Source organism: Bacillus sp. AFS077874 (genome assembly GCF_002566505.1).
In the GTDB taxonomy this organism is placed as follows: Bacteria; Bacillota; Bacilli; order Bacillales; family Bacillaceae_G; genus Gottfriedia.
Map to the genome: position 1 here is coordinate 179740 of NZ_NUYF01000012.1, position 26614 is coordinate 206353.

22 protein-coding genes are annotated in these 26614 nt (G+C 32.3%); 14 read left to right on the top strand and 8 right to left on the bottom strand.

The genetic code is table 11. The annotated features are described in order from the left end of the window. Positions 1-188 precede the first annotated feature (188 nt). The 5 genes from COJ46_RS13535 (at position 189) to COJ46_RS13555 (ending at position 6125) form a co-directional block, all read left to right on the top strand. Entirely contained in the window at positions 189-1490 is a 1302-nt protein-coding gene (locus COJ46_RS13535) for a hypothetical protein (RefSeq protein WP_097975884.1), read from the top strand. 170 nt (positions 1491-1660) lie between these two features. After that, positions 1661-2854, top strand: a complete 1194-nt coding sequence (locus COJ46_RS13540) for a M20 family metallopeptidase (RefSeq protein ID WP_098566006.1) — start codon at positions 1661-1663, stop codon at positions 2852-2854. 18 nt (positions 2855-2872) lie between these two features. Further along, positions 2873-3073, top strand: coding sequence for a DUF3311 domain-containing protein (locus tag COJ46_RS13545; RefSeq protein WP_097975880.1), 201 nt, complete (start codon positions 2873-2875; stop codon positions 3071-3073). Next, entirely contained in the window at positions 3070-4551 is a 1482-nt protein-coding gene (locus COJ46_RS13550; protein WP_097975879.1) for a sodium:solute symporter family protein, read from the top strand. Before COJ46_RS13545 ends, COJ46_RS13550 begins: the two co-directional genes overlap by 4 nt. A gap of 533 nt (positions 4552-5084) precedes the next feature. Then, positions 5085-6125, top strand: coding sequence for a CotS family spore coat protein (locus COJ46_RS13555; protein ID WP_176522517.1), 1041 nt, complete (start codon positions 5085-5087; stop codon positions 6123-6125). Positions 6126-6307: 182 nt separating this feature from the next. Here the strand turns inward: COJ46_RS13555 and COJ46_RS13560 are convergent, their stop codons facing one another. Genes COJ46_RS13560 through COJ46_RS25025 form a run of 4 tightly spaced genes read right to left on the bottom strand, consistent with a single transcriptional unit; the run spans position 6308 to position 10271 of the window. Then, positions 6308-7462, bottom strand: coding sequence for a Ger(x)C family spore germination protein (locus COJ46_RS13560; RefSeq protein WP_097975875.1), 1155 nt, complete (start codon positions 7460-7462; stop codon positions 6308-6310). Further along, complete coding sequence (locus tag COJ46_RS13565; RefSeq protein WP_097975874.1) at positions 7449-8552, bottom strand: GerAB/ArcD/ProY family transporter; 1104 nt, start codon at positions 8550-8552, stop codon at positions 7449-7451. Before COJ46_RS13565 ends, COJ46_RS13560 begins: the two co-directional genes overlap by 14 nt. Before the next feature lie 25 nt (positions 8553-8577). Next, positions 8578-10140 carry a spore germination protein gene (locus COJ46_RS13570; RefSeq protein WP_097975872.1) on the bottom strand — a complete coding sequence of 521 codons (1563 nt, stop codon included), beginning with the start codon at positions 10138-10140 and terminating at the stop codon, positions 8578-8580. Positions 10141-10145: 5 nt separating this feature from the next. Continuing rightward, entirely contained in the window at positions 10146-10271 is a 126-nt protein-coding gene (locus COJ46_RS25025) for a hypothetical protein (protein WP_097975869.1), read from the bottom strand. Between the two features lie 302 nt (positions 10272-10573). Between COJ46_RS25025 and COJ46_RS13580 the strand changes: the two genes are divergently transcribed. Next, positions 10574-11854, top strand: a complete 1281-nt coding sequence (locus tag COJ46_RS13580; RefSeq protein WP_097975867.1) for a helix-turn-helix domain-containing protein — start codon at positions 10574-10576, stop codon at positions 11852-11854. A 96-nt stretch (positions 11855-11950) separates the two neighbouring features. Here COJ46_RS13580 and COJ46_RS13585 read toward each other — a convergent pair whose 3' ends face one another. Then, on the bottom strand, positions 11951-12964 hold the full coding sequence (locus COJ46_RS13585; protein ID WP_286133530.1) for an NAD-dependent epimerase/dehydratase family protein: 1014 nt from the start codon (positions 12962-12964) through the stop codon (positions 11951-11953). A 251-nt stretch (positions 12965-13215) separates the two neighbouring features. Between COJ46_RS13585 and COJ46_RS13590 the strand changes: the two genes are divergently transcribed. From COJ46_RS13590 to COJ46_RS13605, 4 genes are all read left to right on the top strand, one after another. Beyond that, entirely contained in the window at positions 13216-14313 is a 1098-nt protein-coding gene (locus tag COJ46_RS13590) for a CotS family spore coat protein (protein ID WP_097975864.1), read from the top strand. Beyond that, on the top strand, positions 14310-15920 hold the full coding sequence (locus COJ46_RS13595) for a glycosyltransferase family 4 protein (RefSeq protein ID WP_097975862.1): 1611 nt from the start codon (positions 14310-14312) through the stop codon (positions 15918-15920). The genes COJ46_RS13590 and COJ46_RS13595 overlap by 4 nt, the downstream gene beginning before the upstream one ends. 577 nt (positions 15921-16497) lie before the next feature. Next, on the top strand, positions 16498-17409 hold the full coding sequence (gene galU, locus COJ46_RS13600; RefSeq protein ID WP_097975860.1) for a UTP--glucose-1-phosphate uridylyltransferase GalU: 912 nt from the start codon (positions 16498-16500) through the stop codon (positions 17407-17409). A 1-nt stretch (position 17410) separates the two neighbouring features. Continuing rightward, on the top strand, positions 17411-18721 hold the full coding sequence (locus tag COJ46_RS13605; protein WP_097975858.1) for a UDP-glucose dehydrogenase family protein: 1311 nt from the start codon (positions 17411-17413) through the stop codon (positions 18719-18721). A 47-nt stretch (positions 18722-18768) separates the two neighbouring features. On the opposite strand, the gene COJ46_RS13610 is transcribed toward COJ46_RS13605, so the two are convergent. Both COJ46_RS13610 and COJ46_RS13615 read right to left on the bottom strand, forming a co-directional pair. Further along, a complete protein-coding gene (locus tag COJ46_RS13610) occupies positions 18769-19551 on the bottom strand; it encodes a HipA family kinase (RefSeq protein ID WP_097975857.1) in 783 nt (260 codons plus the stop codon). Next, positions 19544-20653: a glycosyltransferase family 4 protein gene (locus COJ46_RS13615; protein ID WP_097975855.1), complete on the bottom strand. Its 1110-nt coding sequence runs from the start codon at positions 20651-20653 to the stop codon at positions 19544-19546. The genes COJ46_RS13610 and COJ46_RS13615 overlap by 8 nt, the downstream gene beginning before the upstream one ends. 315 nt (positions 20654-20968) lie before the next feature. Between COJ46_RS13615 and COJ46_RS13620 the strand changes: the two genes are divergently transcribed. From COJ46_RS13620 to menC, 4 genes are read left to right on the top strand one after another with little or no spacing between them, the layout of a single operon-like run. Continuing rightward, positions 20969-21823, top strand: a complete 855-nt coding sequence (locus COJ46_RS13620; RefSeq protein WP_097975853.1) for a MurR/RpiR family transcriptional regulator — start codon at positions 20969-20971, stop codon at positions 21821-21823. A 24-nt stretch (positions 21824-21847) separates the two neighbouring features. Beyond that, entirely contained in the window at positions 21848-22978 is a 1131-nt protein-coding gene (locus COJ46_RS13625) for an amidohydrolase (RefSeq protein WP_097975851.1), read from the top strand. Positions 22979-22997: 19 nt separating this feature from the next. Next, positions 22998-23840 carry a GNAT family N-acetyltransferase gene (locus COJ46_RS13630; RefSeq protein WP_097975850.1) on the top strand — a complete coding sequence of 281 codons (843 nt, stop codon included), beginning with the start codon at positions 22998-23000 and terminating at the stop codon, positions 23838-23840. Positions 23841-23867: 27 nt separating this feature from the next. After that, positions 23868-24983, top strand: coding sequence for an o-succinylbenzoate synthase (gene menC, locus COJ46_RS13635; protein WP_097975848.1), 1116 nt, complete (start codon positions 23868-23870; stop codon positions 24981-24983). 431 nt (positions 24984-25414) lie between these two features. Here the strand turns inward: menC and COJ46_RS13640 are convergent, their stop codons facing one another. After that, positions 25415-26602: a hypothetical protein gene (locus tag COJ46_RS13640; RefSeq protein ID WP_097975846.1), complete on the bottom strand. Its 1188-nt coding sequence runs from the start codon at positions 26600-26602 to the stop codon at positions 25415-25417. Positions 26603-26614 lie beyond the last annotated feature (12 nt).

Here is a 26614-nt window from a genome sequence, read left to right on the forward strand (position 1 = left end):
GAGAATACAAAAGATTTAAAAAGGCTTTGATTCAAGAAAAAGATCTTGATGAAAAAGTCTTTTTTTGTTCAATCAAATTTTAATAAACGTGGTAAATTAAGGTGAAGTACTGTTAAGATTAATTATATAAAGTACATAATGAAATAGTAAATAAAACATAATCCGCGCGAGTATTTGGAGGTGTATTGATGTATCGTATTGGACTGGTCGGCCCAGAGTGGTCTTTAGAACGAATTTTAAGTTTTTCTAAAGAATATGAAAAGGAATTTGAATTTTTCCCATTTGCATATGATGAGCCTGTGGAAACAAAAGAGATTGTAAAGAAACATGAACGAGATGTTGATGTCTGGCTTTTTTCAGGGCAATTACCATATAATATTGCAAAAAATATTCTACATTCTAGTGAAAAATTATTGTATATTCCTCATACAGAATCTACAGTTTATAAAAGTCTGCTAAATATTATGTATCTTACTGATAAATTAATTACGCAATTCAGCGTTGATATGCCCATTTATTCTAATCTATTAGAGGATGCTTTAGTGCAGTTGAATAAGCCATTTGATAATATTTATCTAAAAAAGTTTGATGAAGAAGATATTAATTTAGAGGAAATATTACAATATCACCTTGAATTATGGGACGCAAATAAAACTGAAGGTGTTTTGACTAATTTTCCATCTATTTTTCTGGAATTAAAAAAACGTGAAGTTCCAGTCGAATGGATATCAACTAGTCGAGTTGAAATTCAGCAAACATTAAAGCTATTAACGGAGAAAGTAAAAGGCCTTTATTTTAAAGATTCTCAAATAGGAGTAGAGTTGGTTGAAATAGAAAATTTCGAGGGTATTATAAAGAAAGCTAAATCGCCTTATCATTTACAGCATATCGAACTTCGTATTAAGGATGTACTCCTAACACTTTGTGAACAATTAAATGGTTCTTTAATTGAAAAGGGATATGGGAAATATTTAATTTATAGTTCTAGAGGTGCAATTGAACGAGAGATTAATATGTTAGAGAATACGATGGAGCAGTTATCGCTAGAAGCAGATTCTAAGGTTTCTGTTGGTATTGGATATGGTGAGACTGTTTTTTCTGCAGAGAAAAATGCGATTGAATCAATTCAACAGTCAAAAGAGACGAATAATCGTAAAATAATAATTGTCCAAGAGAATGGCGAAATTATCGAATCGGTTGGAAGTAAAGAAGAAATCACATATGCCTATAGAACAGATGACCAAGAACTGTTGCAAAAGCTAAAATTAGGAAATATTAGCGTAAAGACATTTCATAAAATTGAAAACCTTATTAAGAGAATGGATTGGAATGATTTTACAACAAAGAATTTAGCTGAGCAGCTTAATATGACAGAACGAAATGCTAGACGTATTGTAGCAGATTTATGTGAAGTAGAATTATTAGAATGCATTGGTGAGGAATCTTTATCGTTTCGTGGGAGACCTAGTAAAATATATCGTTTCAAATAAACATTTCAAATTGAAGTGTTTATTTTTTTGTGGATTAAACATTATAAATATTTTGAATTTTTAATAAAAAAGTATTGTAGAAACCGCTTTCAAGTAATAAAATCAATATATAAGGAAAATGACCGTAAATATTCCTTAAATATATTTTGATGATTCGTGGAGGTGCGTCAATGAAGTATGATCTTTTATCTGAATTAAACTTAGATGCATTAGTTTGTTCGATTAACAATGAAGTAATTGGATGGAGAAGGTATTTACATGAAAATCCGGAATTGTCCTTCCAAGAAGACAATACTGCTCAATTTGTGTATGACAAACTACAAACATTTGGAGGCTTAGAAATCTCTAGACCAACTAAGACTAGTATTGTTGCTAGATTAATAGGAAATCATCCAGGAAAAGTCCTTGCAATTCGAGCAGATATGGATGCACTTCCAATTCAGGAAGAAACTAAAATTGAATTTAGTTCTAAAAAGGATGGCATAATGCATGCATGTGGTCACGATGGGCACACTGCAATGCTTTTAGGAGCAGCGAAACTTCTTTGTAGTTTTAAAAATCAAATTGAAGGTGAGATCCGATTTATTTTCCAACATGCAGAAGAATTGCCTCCTGGTGGCGCAATTGAGATGGTGAATGCAGGAGTACTTGATGGAGTTGATCTGATTATCGGAGCACATTTAACGAGTAATTTGGAAACCGGAAAAATTGGTTTAAATTATGGACCTATTATGGCTGGTGCAGATATGTTTAAAATTACGATCATTGGTGAAGGTGGTCACGCTTCTCAGCCGAATCAAACAATTGATCCAATTCTAATCGGTACTCAAGTTGTAACGAACTTACAGCATATAGTCTCAAGAAAAATTGATCCAATCGATACTGCCGTCATATCAGTTACACAATTTAATGGAGGTACAGCAGTAAACGTCATTCCAAATTATGTTACAATCGGTGGTTCAGTTCGGAGCTTTAAACCTGAAGTTCGAAATAATATACCTAAGTTGATAGAACAAATTGTAAAAGGTATTACCGATGCTCATGGTTCAAAATATGAGTTTGAATACCATTACGGATACTCACCAGTCATTAATGACAATGAAACAACTAATTTAATTGATAAAACTGTCTGTGAGATATTTGGAGAAGAAAATCGTGTATTCATTAATCCAATAATGGGAAGTGAAGATTTTTCAGCATTTCTTAATGAAGTTCCGGGAGCTTATTTTTTTGTTGGTTCAAGAAATGAGACAGAGGGAATAGTGTATCCACACCACCATCCGAAATTTAATATTGATGAGAGGGCTTTAAAGGATGGAGTAAAGATCTTTGTTAAAGGAGCTTTTACCATATTAAATAACTAAAATTAAGGAGAGTAGAGTATGAAAAAAATCTATTTATTTGGTTTTTTACCGATTATTGGTTTTGTAATAGGTGCTTTGTTTTCAAATAAAGTTACTCCTTATGTACTTGGAATGCCTTTTTTCCATTTCTCAATTGTACTGTGGTCTTTTCTTACTACTGCGATTTTAGGTTTAATCTATTTATTTGATCCTGCTAATAAAGAGGAGGAAATAAAATGAACACTGGCACACTATTTATTTTCTTATTTTTCGTAGTTTCAATCGTGATTGGTATATGGTCAAAAAAAGGTAAAGAAATGGACTTAGAACAATGGTCTGTCGGTGGCCGTGGAATGGGTACACTTTTCATCTTTTTATTATCAGCTGGAGAAATGTATACCACTTTTACTTTTTTAGGTGCAAGTGGTTCGGCATATGGTGAAGGGGGTTCGATTTTTAGTATTGTTTCTTATGGCTGTATCGCATCCATCATATCTTATTGGGCTTTTCCTGAAATTTGGAAATACTCCAAAAAACATAAACTAATTTCACAGTCAGATTTTATGGCGAAGAAATATGAAAGTCCGATTCTAGGAGTACTTGTTGCTATAGTTGGAATCGTCGCTTTATTTTGCTACTTAGTACTCCAATTTAAAGGTTTAGGCTATATTGTCGAAATTACTTCTTATGGTGTTATTTCTTCAAAAATGGCTATTTTATTTGGAGCAATCGGTGTTACTTTATTCGTTATGCTATCTGGAATTCATGGTTCTGCTTGGACTTCTGTTTTAAAGGATATTTTAATTCTTGCCATTATTTTATTTTTAGGTATCTATTTCCCTATTCATTTTTATGGCGGTATTAAGCCGATGTATCAAGCTATTGAACAAGCAAAGCCAAACTTTACGATTCTACCAGAACATGGTATGAATTTAACATGGTATATTTCTACTATTATATTAAGTGGAATTGGGATGTATATGTGGCCACACTCATTCCCACCTATTTTTGCAGCGAAAAATGCAAAGGTTCTAAGAAAAAACGCAATCGTAATGCCACTGTATCAATTAATATTATTATTTGCTTTTTTCGTAGGCTTTGCTGCAATCTTACAAATTAAAGGTTTACAAGGTAGTGAAAGTGACAAAATTTTACTACTTCTTTCAAAGAAGACCTTTGATCCATGGTTTGTAGGACTAATAGGGGGCACTGGAGTATTAGCAGCTTTAGTACCAGCTTCATTGATTCTTATGGTAATATCTACATTATTTGTTAAAAATATTTATCAAGTACTTGTACCTACTAGATCAGAAAGTCAGATTGCAAAACTAATAAAATTCGTAGTGCCGTTTATTACTCTAATTGGGGTATATTTTACATTTAAAGGTGGAAATTCTTTATTTAGTATTGCAATAGTTGCTTATAATTTTATCACACAGCTTGCTCCACCATTTTTCTTAAGCTTAATGAAGAAAAAGTTTGTAACGAAATACGGTGCTATTTCTGGAATCATAATTGGTGGGGGAATCGTTTCAATATTTGATTTAGGTGAAAAAACATTCGCTCAAACTTTTCCCCATCTACCTCAATTAATAAAGGACTTAAACGTAGGGAGTATTGCACTAGTTATTAATGCGCTTGTTATGATTAGCGTTAGTTTTATTTCTAAAAATAGTGTGTCATCTAATAAGAGAATTGATATAGTAGTTGAACAATAAATAACCTAGAAAACGTCGGAACTAAAATAATCCGACGTTTTTTACTATACTTATTGAATGTTTAAGCCTCTCAAAATATGGTGTTAAATATTTCTTTTGAACAAAACTCATATCCTTTGCGTCAACGATTCCATCAATGTGGAACTCGGATGCACGCTTGTTAGTGACTCAATATGTTTTAGCATTCTTATACATTTTGATTATCGTTATATACATCGCCGCCTATAATTGGTGCATATAGATTTTTTGCTTGTACACGTCTTGTAAGTTCAGAAAATCATCAATTTCTTTTTCAAAAAGTGCTTATACACTAAAGAATATAATGGGAATATTGTTGTATTTTATTGATAAATTTAAAGTAAACTGTAATAGAATAGAAACTAATTCGAACATCTTGAAGATAAAACCGGTAATTACGGTAATAAATGTAAGAAATTATTTACTTCCTAATTTATTTAGTAGATTAGCCGTCTCTAAACATGTACATATTCATAGATTAACAGTGGATAAGTATTATTTGGGAGGTATTTTATTTGGACGCTTTTTTTAGTGATTTAGTAAAAAAAGTAATTGCAAATTACCCTTTAGAAGTAAAACATAAATCTTTAGAATACAATGATGAAAAAAAAGCTGAATGGCCCATTGATACAACTATCGGTGAAGTACTATTGAAGAAAGTTTTAATTGATGAAAGATATATTGAATTCATGATTTATGCAATTGACTATCTTAGAGATAATGGCGTATTTACACCAGAAGTATTAACAACCAAATTAGGTGACGGTTTTGTAAGAATAAAAGATGAATATTTTATGTTATTTGAAGCTGTTAATGGGAGGAGACCAAATTTTGATAGTGAAGAAGATCTTATTCTGTTGATGAATGGGATTGCTTCTTTTCATAAAGCTTCAATAGGCATAGAATTAACAATTGAGCAAGTTTCATCCATTCAATCAAATTGGAAAAATGATTTGCAAAATAAATTATTAAAATTAACAAAATGGAAAGAAGAACGAGCTAAGTTAAAGTATCAAAATGAAATCGATAAGCTGTATTTAAAAAATATAAATACGGTTTTAATGCAATGTGAAAAAGCTTTAGCAATAATCAATAAAAATATTGCCGAAGTGATAGAAGAGACATCGAAAACGAAAACATTATGTAATCAGAATTTTGATGTAAACGATCTTATAATTGGAGAAGACGGGAATTTATATTTCTTAAATATGAGTTCGTTAAAAATGGAATTGCCGATTCATGATATGAGAAGAATTTTAAATATTGTAATGAAAAAAGAAAAAAATTGGAATCCAAAGTTAATGAAGAAAATAATCATCGCATATCAGGAGATTAATCCGTTAGCATGTTTGCAGTACCAGTTTCTAAAAGCTGATTTGTTATTTCCTCATTTATTTTATGATGTATTTTCGGCACATTACGAAAATACGGAAATAATAGGATCTGATCCTAGTCTAGTTTCAAAAATGAAAAAAATAATTACATTGGAACTAAGTAAAGAAAGAGTAATTTCAACCGTCTTCTTACAAACAAATGAAGCACCATATAGTCGATAACCTAAAAAATAAAGCTTAAATGCCTTTAATTTATGGATTTAAGCTTTATTTTTTACACTTTAAGAAATTATAAATTGGCATCGGAGAAGAAAAATCGACGTAGTTGCCAATTTTAGGAATTAAGTATAAGTGCAACTACGCTTCTGTCTTCGCCTTAAGGCTCGCCAATCAGCGAGTTTTCTCTATTTATTTTTTTTCCTTCCGATCATACCATAGTCTCTGATTGTAATATGAACATCGTAGTTTATTTTAGCTTTACTAAATAGATCATCCCAATTTTTACTCATTTTTTTCCACTTTTTTGGGTATTGAATCCTTACTTCGTTTCCAAATCCGGCAATATCTGTTTTATATTCATTTTGAAGCTTGTTTGTTACATTTTCTACTAATTTTGTAACTTCCTCTTCAGTTGCTTTTTCAATATTTTTAAGGTTTTTTTCTTCAAATAATGGCCTTAATTTAGGATTCCAATATTCTGCAACTCTACCTTCAGACTCAATTTTTACATCAAAAGAAATTTTGTCACCTTTTATATGCGGTGTAACTTTACTTTTCATTGATTCAATTTGAAACCAAGTTGGTCCATTTGATTTTTTCGTGTATGCCTTTACTGAACCACCTTTTCCTTGAGCAGTGATCCAATTAATTCCTTCTACTTCCTGAGTATTAAGTGTACCAATCATTTTATTTTTCTTACCGTTAAAAATTGCTCCACCAGAAAATTTCGGTCCATTATCAGTCGGTTCTAATAATTGGAGGAGGAAGCTAGAACCAGAGTTCATTAATCCACCTATTTTAATTAAAGGTGTTTTGCTGACAATTAACGAAGTTAAAGATTCATTAGCAATTTCAACAATTCGTAATGAAGGGATGATATTTTTTTCTTTTGTTTCTAATGCTTGGTTGGCTTTGCCTTTTGCTATAAAAATTAACGTACTACCACGAATATCAATATCGCGAAAATATAAATCAGTAAGCTCACGTAATTTAACTTCTCTAGCGAGTTCCTCACTAATGACAACGCATTTTTGGTGCGCACCAAAAATATAACCTTCCCTACTTAAAGTTGTTTCCCACCCAGAAGGTTCTAACGAAATGCCTTCCCCGATTACATTTATATATGGTTTTTCGGGATTAACGCCACCTGATTTTGTAGTCATTGCCTCAGGGACTGCATATTGTAGTGTGGATTTTATTTTTCCGTCAGCATCCTTATCTAAACTAGAACCTAATATAATATTTAAGTCCTCGATGGGTTTACTACTCCAGCATCCCGATAATAAAAATAGAAGACTAAAATTGAAAATTGTAATGATAAAAATTCTACATTTTCTCATTTAATTTTTTCCTCACAATAGAAATCATTAGTAGGAGAAGAGGGACAATACCAAATAAATAAAATACACTATTTCCGATTGTATCAGCCATTATTAAAGTTTGATTTATATCTTTCGGAATCATTGCAACAATGTAAATAAGTGGTAATGTACCAAAAAGAAATGGATTCAAACTTTTTTTATTAAAAATTTGTGCCATTCCAAGAGAACAAATATAATATGCAATGATAAATGTAGCAAAAATTTGCATTATCCAAATAACTAGAAGTAATGAGTCAAATCTTTCTACAAAAAGACCTTGTATATCATAGCTGCGAATATAAGTAAGTACGGGCCAAGTTTGCAATAAAACACCGTCTACTGAGAAAGCACCGACTACAGCAACAACCGTAATCGTATAAAACACATATGGAATACCTATTCCAAACATAATTGTTTTTGATATTTTCGTTTTATCTTTCATGAACACAAAAATAAATAAAATAACTTCAAAACCTGAAAAAGAAAGGGAAGTTGTTTTGAGTCCATTCAGTACAGGTTTAATTCCATTTCCTAGTACAGGACGAAGATTATCAATTTCAATAATTCCTATTCCTAAAAAAATAACTAATAGAAAGAATAACACTGTGATTGGAAAAATAATTTCTAATATTCTAGCGATGGGGTTAATTCCACCAAGTACTAAATATAAACCAATCCACAAGAACGGAATTAGAATAGCCCAAGTAGGAGTACCTTGTAGTAAGAATAACCTGGTCGTTTCTGCCATCACTCGAACTTCTAAAGCTGAAAGGCATACATAATAAACGATTATAATGATACTTAATGAAATTCCTAACCATTTTCCAATAATTTTTTGAGTAAATTGAAAATATGTTTCGTTCGGATATTGTTTACACAGCATAACGAGTAAAAAGGTTAAGAGGGTTATAATTAAACCGGATATGATAACGGTAATCCAACCATCTGGTGTTTTTACTTTGTCAGTAACACTTCTTGGTAAAATTAAAATGCCTGCACCAAAAATAAAATTTACGATTAACATGACAGTTTGATTCGTTGATATTTGATCAATAGGCTTTGAAACCATAATCTAGTACTCCTCCTTTCTATTGCTATTTCATCCTTCTAGTTCTTTTAGCTTGAATGCTTTTTGGACGATTTTTCATCATAAATAGTGGCGCTCTTACGATGAAATCCTTCCAATCACTAAATCGAATTGGAGCTGCGGGACTTAAGTAAGGAACTCCAAAGCTTTTGAGTTTAACTAAATGACTACATACTAATAAGAAAAATAAAATGACACCATATAAACCAAATACACTTGCAAAAAGCATTGATAAAAAACGAAGCATACGAAGGGCAATTCCGACATTATATTGTGGTAATGTAAATGAGGAAATTGCCGTTACTGCAACGACAATAACCATGATTGTACTTACAATACCCGCTTCTACTGCGGCCTGACCAATAATTAATCCACCAACAATACCTAACGATTGCCCAATCGGTTTAGGTAAACGAAGTCCTGCCTCCCTTAATACTTCGATCGAGATTTCCATTATAAGTGCTTCAATTAACGGAGGAAATGGTACACCACCTCTAGTTGATGCAATATGAAATACTAGCTTTGTCGGAATTAAGCCTTGATGAAACGAAATAAATGCAATGTATAAAGATGGAGCAAATAAAGCAATAAAACATGCAAGATATCGTAATAATCGAACTAAAGTAGCTGCCAACCATCTTTCGTAATAGTCCTCAGGAGATTGTATTAACATCTGAAAAGTTACAGGAGCAATAAGTGCAAATGGTGAACCATCTAATATAATCGCTACCCGACCTTCCATTAAAGCACTCATAACTCGATCAGGACGTTCAGTACTTTGAATCTGAGGAAAAGGACTTAAATAATCATCTTCGATTAATTGTTCAATATAACCAGAGTCTGGAACGCTATCAATTTCAATTCTTTTTATTCGTTTTTTTACTTCTTCAATAAGCTGTGAATCCGCAATAGTTGAGATATATGCTATCACTAATTGTTTTTTTGAAACTTCTCCAACTTCATATCCGATCATTGTTAAATCTGGATTTTTTCCGGAACGTCTTAACATAGCAGTGTTATCAGCTAAATTTTCAACAAAGCCAAGTCTTGGTCCACGAACAAGTGCCTCAGAATCAGGTTCTTTTACATCTCTAGTTTTTGTTAATGCTTCTCCTATCAAAAAACATTCAGAAATACCATCTACTAACAAAGCAATTGAGCCAAATAGAACATCTGATTTTACTTTTTTATAAGTACTGACTTCTTCAATTGAACAAACAGTGAGTGATTTCTCTGTAATACATTTTTTAATGTCTTTTAGATTTAAAGATTGTCCATTATTTTTTTGATTAGTGGCTATGTCAGTAAGTCCCGTCATTAATTCGCCCATAATATGCTGTTGAATTAAGTCTGCATTCGATAAGCCGTCAATAAAAATGATTGCTAGTTGAATATCTGTTTGACCTAATAGAAATTCTCTAAATTTAACATCAGAATTATGTCCAATTTCATTAAAAATCCAATCCAAATTTACTTGGATATCACTGGATAAGATTTCATTACTATTTTGAGATTCATCATTTAGAGATGCCACATTTTCTGAGATTTTATTGGATCTCGAACGCTTCATTTAAATCACTCTTTCTCCATAAAATGAACCCATTTGAAAAATTTTGATAAACCTACAGGAACGATAAAGGTAACAAAAGCTTGAATGAAAACAGGATACTCAGGTATAAATGAAATAATCTTTTTTATCAATAAATCATCCCCAGTAAATAATTAATATAAAGGTATTATTTCCCATTATAGGAAAAGAATGCAGAAACGTAGGAAAAGTAATATTGTATTGAAGTAAAAACATTTGAAAATGAAACAGTATTTAAATAATTAATTAACTTTAATTAATAATTGAATATTTCCTATTTTAAAAAAAGACAAAATAGTATAATAAACCTAATAGAGTATGTGTGATATTACCTAATTTTCCACTTTTTATCTAGATAAAAGGTTGGGAATGTTGAATTAAAAAAGATTATTAACAAGTATGGAGAGGAAAGCTTATGAATCAGATACTTCTATATGATTTTCTTACATTAATGAATGACAAAAAATGGAATAAAGCTGATTTGGCTAAATATTCTGGAATCCATATTAGTGATATTAGTAGAGTATTTAATAATAAAAAGCCATTATCTTTGCATTATTTAGATGCAATTACAGAAGCATTCGGTTTGGAAGAAGGACATTTTTACTCTGACTATACACAATTATGCTTTAATCAGAATCGATATTTAGATAAACGAAGAAGTGTAGCGTTTATTTATAAATGTGCAATAAATGGGTTTAAAAAAGAGTTAAACTTTATCATTTCTGAAATGTTAGAGGAAAAATCTAAGACAATCCGCTCTAAAAATTTACAAAATATATTTGAGATTGCTGAAAAGTTATTTGCTGAAGGGAAAGAGAAAGAGGCTTTACCTTTATATGAAATCATTATTCATCACATGCCAGATCAAACTGCAGAAGAAGTCGCTATTAGTTATTTTAGAAAGTACTATTTAAATAGATTAACAGAAGAAGGACCAGCTACTCTTGTCCATGTACTAGAATATGTGAGCTATATGCCAGATGATTTTCAGGAACTAACAATTTTATATATTACAGCTACTTACTATATGTTAAAACAATGGGACAAAGTCCTTCATTATGCGAAGCGATTAGAAAAAATGGCAAAAAGTGAAAAACATTTTGGCTACGCATTAGTATACCAAGGATTCGCTTTAAATAGGTTAAGTAACTCAATCGATGAAGTGCTTGAAATAATAATGAAATATAGTAAGATTAATGATTTTTTTGCAGAGGCTGCAATCGGTAATCGGTATGTCACATTCCTTGATTTTGGTGAATTACATTATGTTGATGAATACTACGATTGGATTAAAGATCGAGATGATTTATATGTAGGCATTCCGAGAATTATTGAATCCTATGTAAAATTAGGTAGATTAGAAGATGCTTTAGCTTTAATCAATCAGCATGAAAAAGTAATTAATGAGATGGCCAATAGTTCAAATTTGTATAAACAACAATTGTACTTAGATTTCTGTTATGCACAATCACTTTTAAAATGTGAAAATAAGCAATATATTGAAGGGTTAAATGAATTAATAAAGGTAGCTAGAAAAGTTAAAAATGTAGGTATAATTGAAAAATTTAAACAATGCTTATTATCAATTTGGCACTATCGAGATCATTTAACAGAACAATTAAATGAGGATTATATTCAAATGTTAAGTGAGGATCGGAACCAGGCGAATAATTTATATGCAGTGAGCCCTTAAACTGGGTTTCTTTTTTTGTTAATCAACAGCAATAGCTGAAAATTTCTACATTAGACAAATAAACCACAAGGAAGTTTAAAATCCTTGTGGCTAGTTTCATTTCTTTTTATAATCCTTAAACCATTCAACGAATTTTGCAATACCGTCTTCAATTGAAGTAGTTGGACTATATTGAATATCATTTACGAGTTGATCAATATCGGCATATGTTTCAAGTACTTCTCCTGAAATCATCGGCAATAATCGAATAGTTGCTTTTATACCAAGTTGCTTTTCTAACACTTCGATAAAATAATTTAAATTCACTGGGCTATTGTTACCAATATTATAAAGTTTATAATACGAAGCGGATTCATTTGGTGGCCCATTTTTAATGATTCTTACAATTGATTCAACTACATCATCAATATAAGTAAAATCTCGTTTCATATTTCCATAATTATAAACATCTATTGGTTGTCCATTAGTGATTGAATTAGCAAATTTATATAGCGCCATATCTGGTCTACCCCATGGCCCATAGACTGTAAAAAAACGCAATCCAGTAGTAGGAAGATTAAACGTATGACTATATGAATATGCCATTAATTCATTTGATTTTTTTGTTGCTGCATATAAGCTAATTGGTTCGTCAACTCGATCATTAATTGAAGAGGGAGTTTTTTTATTATTACCATAAACAGAACTAGAAGAGGCGTATATGAGGTGTTTAATTTGATGATTTTTACAACACTCTAATATATTGGCAAATCCTACAAGGTTTGATTGAATATATGACCCTGGATTTTCTAAACTATATCTCACCCCAGCCTGTGCTGCTAGATTAATGACTAGATCGAAATTATATTGTTCAAAGAGCTCTTCTAATAGTTCCATTTCATGTATTGAGCCATTTATGAAACTGAAATTTTCATATATCTTTAAAAGCTCCAATCTATCAAATTTTAGACTTCTGTCATAATAATCATTTAGATTATCAATCCCAATGATCTGAAAACCTTGTTCTAATAGGCGCCGACTTAGATGAAATCCAATAAATCCTGCACATCCAGTAATTAAGATGCGCTTAGTATCAGCTTTTTTAATGTTAAAAACCTCCTTATCTAACAAGAGTTGGAATATCATATGATGGATAAAACGACAAAGTTCGAATTCAAATAGAAATATGTATATAACTAGATTAGGAGAAAATACTTTTTAAATAGAATACACATATACCCTCACAATACTTGGACAAATTCATATTATTACATTAGGTCTAAACACTCTTAGAGCAATAAAAGTAATGTAACCATTTTATTACATTTCATTAAAAAGAAATGTGAATTTTTTTATGGGCTCTAAAAAGTAGGAGGGAGAAATTGAATAATATAATAATTGAGCCATGGATTGTCGATGAACTTATTCATGATGAATTCTATGTGCCTGAATATATTGAAAAAATTGGACTTGAAGTACTTAAGTTTTATGACCTTCAAGTAAATAGCATGCAAGTAATAACAACGAAAGCTGACAAAGGCGGAGCGATTTGGAAAATTGAAACAAACGATGGTCCAAAAAGTTTTAAGCTTTTACACAGAAGACCAACTAGAAGTATGTTTAGTTTAGGAGCTCAGAAGTATTTAGTTGAGGTTCAACAGGCTAGAGTTCCAAGCATTGTACGAACTAGAGATGGCGAGGAATATGTAGAAGCTGGTGGAAAACTATGGTTCGTTGCAGAATGGATTGAAGAGTTGGCACCAGTTTCTAAAGATTTAGAAGGTGCTAAGCAGTTATGTTTTGCACTTGGTGAGTTTCATCGTTTAAGTAAAGGCTATGTACCACCGATTCAAGCAGAAATTGCATCAAGATTGCACAAATGGCCAAAAAGCTATGAAAAAGTATATAACAAAATGAACTGGTTCAGAACAATTGCTTTGGCCTATGATGAAATGCCTGCTAGTCAGGATTTATTAAATGTAGTAGATACATTTCAAGAACAAGCAAGAAAGAGTATGGAAGACCTAAATAATTCGGGTTACTTTAATATGGTGAATGAAGGAAATGCGAGTTGGGGCTTAGTTCACCAAGATTACGGATGGTCAAATGGTCAAATGGGTCCAAATGGAATGTGGATCATTGATTTAGATGGAGTTGCATATGATTTGCCAATTCGTGATCTTAGAAAACTGATATCTGGTACAATGTCTGATTTATTCGCTTGGGATGCTACATGGGTAAGAGAAATGATTAACGCATATCATGAAGCAAATCCAATTTCTAAAGAATTATATGAAGTATTAATGATTGATTTTTCAATGCCAAATGAATTTTATAAAAACATTAAAGAAGTACTTTATGAACCAGAATTATTTTTAGGCGAATCTACTAAACAATTAATTCAATCAATCGTTGACTTAGAGCAGTCAAAGTGGGCAACATTGAATGAAGTTCGCAACGACTGGAGTGGAAAAGAATGAAAATATTAATGGTATGTACTGAAAACCTACCAGTACCTCCAGTTTTAGGTGGTGCGATTCAGACTTATATAGCAGGTAGTTTACCTTATTTAAGTAAAGTACACGATATAACAGTATTAGGTGTTAATGATCCATCATTACCAGATGAAGAAACAATCGACGGTGTACATTATGTACGTGTGCCAGGGAAAGTATTAGAACTATATCGTGAAGGTGTAGTTGAATACATTAAAGGAAATCAATTTGATTTAATCCACATTTTTAACAGACCACGACTTGTCCTTCCGATTAGAAAAGTAGCTCCAAAATCAAAAATCACATTGAGCATGCATAATGACATGTTTAATATTGGGAAAATTGCTGTTGATGAAGCGAATTTAGTATTAGAAGAAGTTTCAAGTATCGTTACGGTAAGTGATTATGTAGGAAATGTAATTCGTGAACTTTATCCTCAAAGTGCAAATAAAATCAGAACGATCTACTCAGGGGTTGATTCTGACCGTTTCTTACCTGGCAATGATTCAAAAATGATAAGTACGAGAAACACACTTAGAAAAGAGTTTGGTTTAGAAAATAAAACGGTTATTTTATTTGCTGGAAGACTTTCAGAAAACAAAGGCGTAGACCGTCTAATAAGAGCATTGCCAACACTTTCAAAAAAGTTCAAAGATTTAGCTTTAGTCATCGTAGGAAGCAATTGGTTTAGTCAAAATAATGTTACGGACTATGTTGCTTATATTCGTGCTATCGCAAAAAAACAAGATGTACCAATTATTACAACAGGGTTTGTATCACCTTTTGAAATACACAACTGGTTTGCAGTAGCCGATATATTTGTATGTACTTCATTATGGCAAGAGCCTCTTGCAAGGGTCCACTATGAAGCCATGGCAGCTGGACTTCCAATTGTAACAACTGCTCGAGGAGGGAATCCTGAAGTCATTATTCCAGGTGAGAATGGATTAATCGTAGAAAATCCAGTTGATCCAGATGAATTCGCTACCAAAATCACAGAAATATTATCAAACAAAACGCTAATGAAGAATATGGGAAAAAAAGGTAGAGAACTTGCAGTTACTAAGTATTTATGGAGTCGTGTAGCAAATGAAATACTATCTACATGGAGCCAAACTGAATATGCTTCATCTATTTCACTAGAACAATTAGAACAATATGAACCTCAAACATTATTTAAAACTGCAGTACAAAATACACAGTTGATCGAAACGAATAACAATGTAGCTGAAGTAAAAGAACCAACTGTTGAATCACAAGTAGAAGAATCAGAACCACTAACTCAGTCTGAAACAAAAGCAATGGAAGAAGTCCTAGTGGAGAAATCTAAATCAACTACAAGAGATAGAGTAGTAGTAAAAGTTGAAGAATATCCAGCTAATAGTAATCCTAGAGTATTAAGACGAATTAGAAGAGTAACTGATCAGGGTGTAAATAATGTAAACTCAAGTTCAAACCCAAGCCCATATACGAATGAAGTAAGAAGACTAGAAAATAGAACTAACAATCTATCTAATAAAGTAAATTCCGAACCTTTTGAATTAAAGAGATTTCCTAGCGTCATTGAATTATATAGAAACAGAAATCGTTAAAAATAATATTTTGAGGAAAATGTCTAAATAGCAAGGGGCTGTCTCTTAAGTTTAAAGACTTTTGAGATAGCCTTTTTTAGTTTGAAAATTATTTATTGATGATGGGTTTGGACGAGAGCAACTTATGCAACGAACATTTTGTTAACTACCCTTAATTAATGCTCAAACCGGCTTAATTTACGCTCAGACTGGCGTAATGAATTACAATACCGTGAATGAAAAACTTGTCTTAAATGATGCTTAAAATTGCTCTATAATGCTAATACTGACGCAGTTAAAACTCAAGGCAGGCTAATGAATGTAAGACCGAAGCAATTAATACAAAACATAGGTCCAATAGAACAAAACTAGTTCAAATAACACGAAAAGTCTCTCAAACATTTTATATTGGTCCATGAATTCCTACAAATATTTCCTTGTAATAGAATATTCTTGTGTTCTTACCGAAATAAACTGCAGGTCAAAAAAAGCTAGTTTTTAAGTCATAAACTTTCTAAACATAATAGGTATATATGGTGACAAGACCTCCTTCATTTACATATAAAGTAGAATGAACAAATGTTTGGAGGCAAGTCAAATGAAAATCCGCAAGGCTATTATTCCCGCTGCTGGTCTCGGGACTCGTTTTTTGCCAGCAACAAAAGCGTTGCCAAAAGAAATGTTACCTATAGTTGATAAACCAACTATTCAATATATCGTTGAAGAGGCTGTAGCTTCTGGAATTGAAGAAATCATTATTATTAGTGGTAGAGGCAAACGAGCAATCGAGGATCATTTTGATAAATCATATGAATTAGAAGAATCTTTATCTCGAAAAAACAAGCTAACTGTTTTGGAAGAAATGCAGAAAATATCCAATATGGTGAAAATCTTTTACGTGCGTCAAAAGGAACCAAAAGGATTAGGGGATGCAATATTATGTGCTAAGAGTTTTATAGGAGATGAACCATTTGCTGTTTTGTTAGGGGATGACATCGTTATGTCTACAACACCTTGCTTACAGCAAATTATTAATGTTTACGAGAAATATAATGCCCCGGTTATTGCTGTGCAGAATGTTCCTGATGAAGAAGTAAGTAAATATGGCATTATTAAACAAAAAGAAAGTACTTATGATACAAATACAAATCTATTTCAAGTTGAGTGTCTAGTGGAAAAACCAAAATTGAAAGATGCCCCATCAAATTATGCAATTATGGGACGATACATTCTTACTCCAGAGATTTTTGATATTTTATCGACAATTTCTGTGGGACAAGGCCGTGAATTACAATTAACAGATGCGATTAATGAATTTAATAAAAATCAATTTGTCTTAGCATATAATTTCGAAGGTAAACGATATGATATCGGAAATAAAATCGGATTTATAATGGCTACAATTGATTTTGCGATTAATAGAGAAGATATAAAAGATGAGGTAATTGCTTTTTTAAATGAGGTCATATCTGATCATGCTCTAAATATGAAGAATCAGGAAGTGGATTGACTTGAAAATTTCTATATTAGGTACGGGCTATGTCGGTTTAACAACAGGAGTCTGTTTAGCAGAGATTGGTCACTCAGTAACTTGTATCGATATAAATGAACTTAAAATAAAAAATTTGCGTGCAGGTATTTCTCCAATATATGAACCAGGAATTGAAGAGTTAATAACTAATAATATTAAGTTAGGAAGATTATCATTCACAACCTCGTATGATAAGGGGTTAGAAGATGCGAGGGTTATTATCGTTGCAGTAGGTACCCCTCAAGGAGAAGATGGGGCCGCAAATTTATCCTATCTTGAGGGTGCAGCGATTGATATCGCAAAAAATATTAAACAAGACGTAATTATTGCTATAAAAAGTACTGTTCCAGTTGGAACGAATGAAGTAGTAAAGGAAATTATTCAACAAAATTGCAGTAAAGATATCGTAGTTGACGTTGTTTCAAATCCAGAGTTCCTGAGACAAGGCTCCGCAATTAAAGATACGATGGAAGCAGATCGAATAATTATCGGTAGCAATAATCAAGAGTCTGCTAGAATTGTTGAAGAAATGTATAAACCATTAAATGTACCAATCTTAATAACTAGTATTCGAAGTGCAGAAATGATTAAATATGCATCCAATGCATTTTTAGCTAGCAAAATAAGTTATATAAATGAAATTGCAAATCTTTGTGAAGTACTCGGTGCAAATGTAGAAGATGTGGCAAAGGGAATGGGGAAAGATAAACGAATCGGTGAAGCATTTCTATATGCTGGAATAGGTTATGGCGGCTCTTGTTTCCCAAAGGATGTTAAAGCATTATTGCATACAGCCGAGTTAAATGGAGTTGAATTTGGTTTTCTAAAGGAAACTATTTCAATCAATAATTTTCAACGTAAATTACTTGTAAAGAAAGCGATTGAACGATTTGGTATATTAAAAGGGAAAAAGATTGCATGTCTAGGATTATCGTTTAAACCCGATACAGACGATATGAGAGAAGCACCTTCTATTAATATCATAAATTCTTTAACAGAACTAGGAGCAGAAGTCATTGCATATGACCCTGTTGCAATTGAAAACGCAAAAAAAATACTAGGTAACAATTTAACGTTCGCTAGTTCAATAAATGAATGTGTAACGGATACAGATGCAATTTTTATTGTTACTGAGTGGAGAGAATTTAGAGAACTTGACTTACCTAGCATACTAAAGAAAATGAAGAATCCAATCATTTTTGACGGAAGAAACTGTCTGATGGAAGAAAGAGTTAGAGATTGTGAGAAAATAGAATATTACCCAGTTGGTAAACCGTCCATAATTCAATAAAAATGAAAAAACGACTTTCAAACTAATTTGAAGTCGTTTTTATTATACTATTCATTTTGTTCATGTAATGGACGGTAGATCGTTTTGACGAATTTATGTTTAAGATAAGGGAGAATTTTTTTTCTACGATTTACTAATCTGCCTACAATTGCCTTTTTGTCTTCCTTTGATAACAACCAATCATCAGGGATCAATTCTATAATTTCTTCTAAAAGCAATACCGGGAATCTTTGGATGATCTCCAGTTGTTCATTAAATTCTTCTTCACTATTTATATATCTGGACATGAACTGATGAGTTGAACTTTTCATAATTTTTTGAGGCAAAGTTTCTAACTCAGAAACTAACCAACTGTAAGATCCAAATGATTCCGCATGATCAATGATCCATAGTTTAAAATGATCTAAACTTTCTTCACGCAATAAAATATTTTTTCGGGTACGATCTCCATTACACAGCCAATAATCAAATAAAATGATGCCTGCAAGCTGATTGTTATTTATAATACTAGGAACCGATCCAACTTGATGACCATTTAACGTTTCAGGTACATATAAAGAAGCAAACTGAAACTTTGAATGTTGAATTTCTTCCATAACTAGATCCGGTATGGTTTTTGAAAATTCTTCAGGAATAGAAACGATTTGAGCATAAGGAACTGGTAAATCTAAAAATCTAGCAATACAATAGGCAACCCATTCGTTTGGTAATGTTTTCTCAAATCCAGACCGAAAATATTTCACAACATAATCTCTACCATCACTAAATGTAATTAAGTGAGCGTTGGATTTTCCTTCTAGTTTTTTAATATAGGAAACTGGTTCAATCATTTTGAATCACATCACTATTTTTGCTTTCATCAAATTTTAAAAGATATTCTCGATAAATATCAGCTACTTTCTGAATAGCAAAATTCTGTTCAACATGGTCGATTGCATTTTGTGAAAGCTTTTGATGTAGTTTACTATTATCAACTATTGAATAGATTTTTTTAACAGCATCTTGAACATCATGTCCTCGAAAAAGCATACCTGTCTCACCTTGAAGAACGATTTCCGAAATAGGCATAATATTAGAAGCCACAACAGGGACCCCACATGCCATAGACTCAATAAAAGTATTGCCAAATGACTCCACTTTTGTTGTTGCGATCGTACATCCCCCAGATTGAAGCACTTTTGCGTATACATGCGGCATTTGTTGATATGGAATTACCGGAAACCATTTGATAAGATCAGTTAGACCTTCTTCCTTCCAAGTCAATGCAAAATCTTCTCGCTGCACACTTTGAGCTCCTCCGATTAACCATATTTCAATATCCGACCGTGCACTTTTTATCAATTTTGCAACTTCGATTAACATCTGCCAGTTTTTTCGTTTATCCACTCTACCAATCCAGCAAACTATTTTTTTATTTTTTGGGAGGATTGGATTATTTTCGTACGCAATTTCATCTTGAGCTAATGGATGAAAAAATGAAGTGTCAACACCATTGTAGATTACTTTAATGGGGATGTTATCTGTTAAGATGGAGACTAACCTTTTTTGATAATTCGATGGAACAATGATAGAAACAGGTTCAACGGATCTGAATTTCTTTAAATGAGGTTGTAGTTTTATAAGCTCGGGCGTACGTGCTTCTACAATAACTGGACCTTTATATTTAGCTTTTTGTAACCACTTATACGCTGATCCAGTATCTACTACAATGATTGCGTCATATGCATTGTTTTTTATAATATCAATAATTTCGTTTTCGTCCTTCGTTAAATAGACAGGTGCAATATCTTCCATTATGTGTAATCCACCATGGTCTGTTGTGTATAAAAACTCAGTATCAATGCCAAACTTTTTAAAATAAATTGAACGATTCCTCCAGCCAGCATTTACTCCACCAACTGTTAAGAGACGCCAGATTATTAAGACTTTCAAATTTTCCCCTCCTTAGTTTTAGGGTATACAAATAACGTTTAAACCGATTTGAAAACTAATTGTATACACGATTACGGCTTTTGACCGGATTCAAATTTTGAATAGTAGTCCTATTTTAGTTAATTCAAATTGAGGTAAATTGTAAGGGCAATTAACTACTAACTACAAATATTTATTAGGTTAAAAGCAGAAAAACTTAACTTTTTTTCCTTGCTCCTAGTTTAGGGATATGATAGTGTAAAAGGAAAAGAAGTATTGACTGCAACTTTTAAAATTAATGAAGGATAAACTTCAACACTGGAAGGATTAAAAATAATGGAGCGACCTAATTTTAAATTGTTAGTTAAGGAAAAATTTTCACAATTATCACCAGGGCAAAAAAAAGTAGCGACTTATATGATTGAAAATCTTGAGGAGTGTGCTTTTAAAACTGCTTATCAAATTGGAAAAAAAGCTGAAGTAAGTGAAACAACGGTCATTCGTCTTTCATATGCGCTTGAATTTGAAGGCTTCAGTGATATGCAGTTATGTGTTCAAAATGAGTTTCTTCATTTAAATAAAGCCGATTATATAAAAGAAAAAGAAGAGTTGAAAAATGCAGAAGGACAAAATACTTTTACCAAAATTATCGAAAATGAAGTAAATATTTTAAGAAACTTATTACAACCTTCGAATATTAAGGAAATTTCAAAAGCAGTTGAAGCAATTACCTGTGCTGATCAAGTGTTAATAGTTGGTCATCGAGTATCCCATATAGCAGCGTACTGGTTTTCGAATACGTTAAGCTCAATTAGAGGTAACGTATTGTATTGTTCTCCAGCAGGTGATTTTTATGAAAAGTTTTGTAATTTAACAGAAAAATCAGTTGTTATTGCATTTTCTTTTCCAAGGTATGCAAAGGAAACACTAACAATTGCAGAATGTACGAAAGAAAATGGAGTCAGTTTAATTTCTATTACTGATCGATTATTATCACCAATTGGTCGAATTGCAGATATTGTTCTAACTACAGAAGAAAATGTGGAAAGTGGTTCTAACTCAATCGCATCAGTTATAAGTCTACTAAATTTAGTGATTGCCGGATTATATGAAAAAGACCAAAAAAGAATTCAAATGTATCAACAGAAATTGGAAAAAATTTATTCTACCTATGAAGTATTTATAGAATAGAAAAAACAGTTAGGAGAAAATCTTATGAATCCACAATCTTTTCTAGATCATAATAAAGAAACTATTATACAAACTTACCAGGATTTACATAAGCTAGCTGAGCCGAGTTGGCAAGAAGAAAAAACAGCAAAGTATTTAAGAGAACGACTAAATGATGCAGAATTTGAGATTAAAACGTATAAAAATCATTTTGGATTTATTGCTGAAATTAAGGGTCAAAATGATACAGTTGTGGCGCTAAGAGCTGATATGGATGCACTAGTTCAAGAAGTTGATGGTGTTGTAATGGCTAATCACTCATGTGGTCATGATGCTCATAGTACGATGGTTTTATATGCAGCGTTGGCGATTTCGGCAAGTGGTATAAAGCCAAAACATACGATTCGATTTATCTTCCAGCCAGCCGAAGAAAAGGGTGAGGGAGCCCTTCAAATGATGGAAGATGGTGCATTAGACAATGTCATTTCATTGTTTGGCGTACACTTAAGACCAGAAAGAGAAGTACCTTTTCAAAAGGCATCTCCAGTGATCATACATGGGTCTGCTGAAACGATTAAAGGTACAATTCGAGGAATTCAAGCTCACGCATCTAGGCCACAAGATGGTATTAATGCGATTGAAGTAGCTTCTGAAATAGTCAATAAATTAAAGCAAATAAATTTAAATACGGATATCCCTCATTCAGTTAAAATGACCCAAATTCAAACTGAAAATGAAGCATCAAATACGATACCAGAAACAGTAAAGTTTTCGCTTGATGTTAGAGCGCAAACAAATGACATTATGAATCAATTAAACGCACGTACAGTTGAGGTTTTTGAGGAAACGATGATTGAAACAAAAGCTAAGATTTCGTGGTCTATGGAAGAATTTGTTCCAGCGGCCGTACAAAATGAGCAAGCAATAAAAATTACCGAGAAGGCCATTTTAGAAATAATCGGACATGAAAACATAGTGACTGAATGCATTTCAAATGGTGGGGAGGACTTCCATTTCTATACAAATAAATATCCTCAAATTGCGGCTACAATGGTCGGTTTAGGATGTGGATTAACTCCAGGGTTACATCATCCTCATATGAGTTTTAATTTAGAAGCCCTTCATTATGGAGCGAAAATTTTAACTCAAACAGTTTTATTAGCATCAGAACAATAACAATTAAGAGGTGAGGCAAATGCTAAACAAACTGAATCAATCTGAAGTTAATTCAGGAATTAAGATCCGTGCTCTACATTCGATCGAAGAAATGGGGCAAGTACGAGAATTAGAATCTAAAATTTGGGGTTTTGAGGATTCAATTCCTACGCATCAAACAATTACAGCTGCAAAAAATGGCGGATTAGTTTTAGGTGCATATTTTGACGATAAACTAATTGGATTTCAATATAGTTTTCCTGGTTATGATGGACAAAATGTTTATCTTTGTTCTCATATGCTTGGAATTGATCAAGAGTTTCGTAATAAAGGGATTGGAAAACTGCTTAAAATCGCCCAGCGAGAAGAAGCTCTTAAACTCGGCTACAAACTGATTACTTGGACTTATGATCCATTAGAAACAGCAAATGGCTATTTAAATATTTCTAAGTTAGGTGGAGTTTGTAATACGTATATTGAAAACTGCTATGGAGAAATGGAAGACTTATTAAATAGTGGAATTCCATCTGACCGTTTTTTAGTTGAATGGTATACTGCAGAAGTGGAAGAGGAAAAGGAGAAGTTGAGACCTTTTGAATTAGATGAAGCAGTTAGCAATTCACTTATTAAATGGGAAGAAAACAACGACGGAATACCAATGCCGATTCAAAACGATATAGATGTGTTTAACGATCTAGCCTTTGTTGCGGTACCAAAAGATTTCCGAACAATTAGAGAAACGAATAGTAAAATTGCAAGCCAGTGGCGAATGCTTACTAGAGAGTCCTTTAAAAAATTATTTCAAAGCGGATGGAAAGTTACTGGATTTTATAAGAATTCAGACTCGGAAATGCCAGTTCATTTTTATGTACTGAACAAATAGAAAAGTAATATAAAGGAGAGTTCGGAAATGAAAATTAAAAAAATAATATTACGTCATATGAAGCTAGATTTATTACATCCATTTACAACCAGCTTTGGTACTGAATATGACCGTGAATTTATTCTATTAGAAGCGATAAGCGAAGACGGTATATCAGGTTGGGCTGAATCTGTTGCTATGCTTGATCCATTATATAATGAAGAAACGTTAAAAACAAACTGGCATATTCTAGAAGATTATTTAATTCCAATCGTTTTAAATAATGATATTAACCATCCAGACGAAATTTCCGAAAAGTATTTCTCACATATTCGTGGGAACTATATGGCCAAAGCTGCAATAGAAGGCGCAATTTGGGATCTTTATGCTAAGCAAGAAAATATCTCACTTTCAACTGCGTTAGGTGGAACGAAAAAGGAAATCGAAGTAGGAGTAAGTATTGGGATTCAAGATTCAATCGATTCAACAATTAATATTATCGAAAACCGACTTGCAGAAGGCTATAAAAGATTTAAATTAAAAATTAAACCAGGCTGGGATCTTGAACTGATCGATAAAGTACGAAAAGTATATCCAACTATTCCTTTAATGGCGGATGCAAACTCAGCATACACATTATCTGATATGGATCAACTAATTGCATTAGATGATTATAATTTAATGATGATTGAACAACCACTTGCATACAACGATATAATCGATCACGCAGACCTTCAAGAAAGAATGAAAACGCCAATCTGCTTAGACGAGAGTATTCACTCACTAGAAGATGCTAGAAAAGCAATAAAACTAGGAAGCTGTAAAATTATTAATATTAAAATTGGTCGAGTTGGAGGACTAACTCAATCAAGAAAAATACATGATCTATGCCAGGAAAATGGAATTCCATTATGGTGCGGTGGAATGCTAGAATCAGGAATCGGAAGAGCCCATAATATTGCAATCACTTCATTACCTAACTTCATACTACCTGGGGACACAGCAGCATCTGCATTATACTGGGCAGAAGATATTATCGAACCAGAAGTAACCGTAGAAAATGGTATGATCACCGTACCAACCAAACCAGGCATCGGATACGATCCACACATGCAAACTATCGAAAAATATACAATCAGTACGAAAGTTTACAATAAGAATTAAATACAAGGGTAAGGAGAAATTTGGAACATCATTATGCTTTTTAAATAATCATAATGGTGTTCCTTGTTGATCTATCGTTGAAATTGATATAAAGTTCGGACCAACCTTACTTTTGCAGAATAATGTTTAGTTTTGAATGATTCTTACTCGATTTATTGATATTTCATCTATTTATTTGAATCTGATAAACTATTTCCTTGTGATGCCAAGCCTTATTTGCAGTTTTCATAGAGTTAATTGCAGATTTATTTTTTGAATTGCAGAATTGCCAAATTTAATTGCAGTTAGGGCTATTTTAATTGCACTTGAACAGATTTAATTGCAGAAATACCAAGTTTAATTGCACCTTCACTGGATTATTCGTAGCCTCAACTTTTTCAAAAGCGTGAAAACCCAAACCTAAGTAAAAGGTTTGGGTTTTTTCTTTGTTCTTAATCTTCTTCCTTATTCTTGCTTTTAATCCTACCCTTGATTCTTTTCACTTGTTCCTCAAATTTTTCAATATCCTTTATTTCACCTTTACCATAGCGCACAGAGTTATATGCATTAATTAGTTCATCCTCATGCGGTATTTGTATTCGCTCTAACCACTCTTTTAGTGTTTCATTTTGGTGTCGACCCATCTTGTATTTAGATGCATATTTTTGAAGTTGGAAGATTAGTTTTCTGATTTGCTCTGTTGGGGCAGAGTGTTTGAAAAAGCGTCTTTTTTTCCTCTTATGTTCTGGTATTGCATTATATTCGATGCTGATTTCTTGTTTGGCGGTAAGTTTTTCATTACGGATATAAGTAAGCTTTCTTATGACTAGCCAAATTACGATTAATACGATAATCAATAATAATAACCATACCCAAGTAGGAGTCGACTCTAAAATATAATGGTGATTACGTATATTTTGTGGAAGTTTATCTTCAGCACTTGAATTTTGGCCTAGCTTAAGTTTTTTCTCTTTAATAGTGATGTGATCTACATAGTTAAAGAAAGGAGTTCCTAAAAAACCAACTGCACTAAATAAGCCGTCCAGTAATTTGAAAATCGCCCACTTTAAGACCGGTAATATTAACGATATGGTACTAGTAAGCAAGGCTGCTATACTAATTGATCCTATAATTCCTCGATAGTTTTTAATGGTTTGTGTAGTGACTGCTTGCTGAAAGTATCTGCCTAAACTAAATAAAATTGTAAAAATGATTATTATCCATAATATCAAGTTCATATGAGAATAATGTGAAGTCCAACCAAAAAAGAGGACGACCAAACTCGTTAAATAAAAAATGATTTGTAATTTATTTCGTTCTTCGATCCATAACGAAGTGTCTTTAAGAAAAGCTTCAAGTCGAAAATAGATAAAGCTAGCACATATAATAGATGTAACAGAATTTAGGCCAAGAGTATAGCCGATTCCTCCAGAAATTATGCCTGCTATAAACGGAATAACACGTGATACTTGAGATTTTCGTAATGAGTAAAGTAAAAATAGATTTCCAATCATAAAAATACAAATGATTGCCAAAGTAGGTGGCAGTTGATTTTTTGATTCGTATATAAATATTACGATTAAATAGAGTAATAGATATTCTAATGAAAAAAAGTATGTAGAAAGTAAACGTAAAATCATTTCATTATCCTT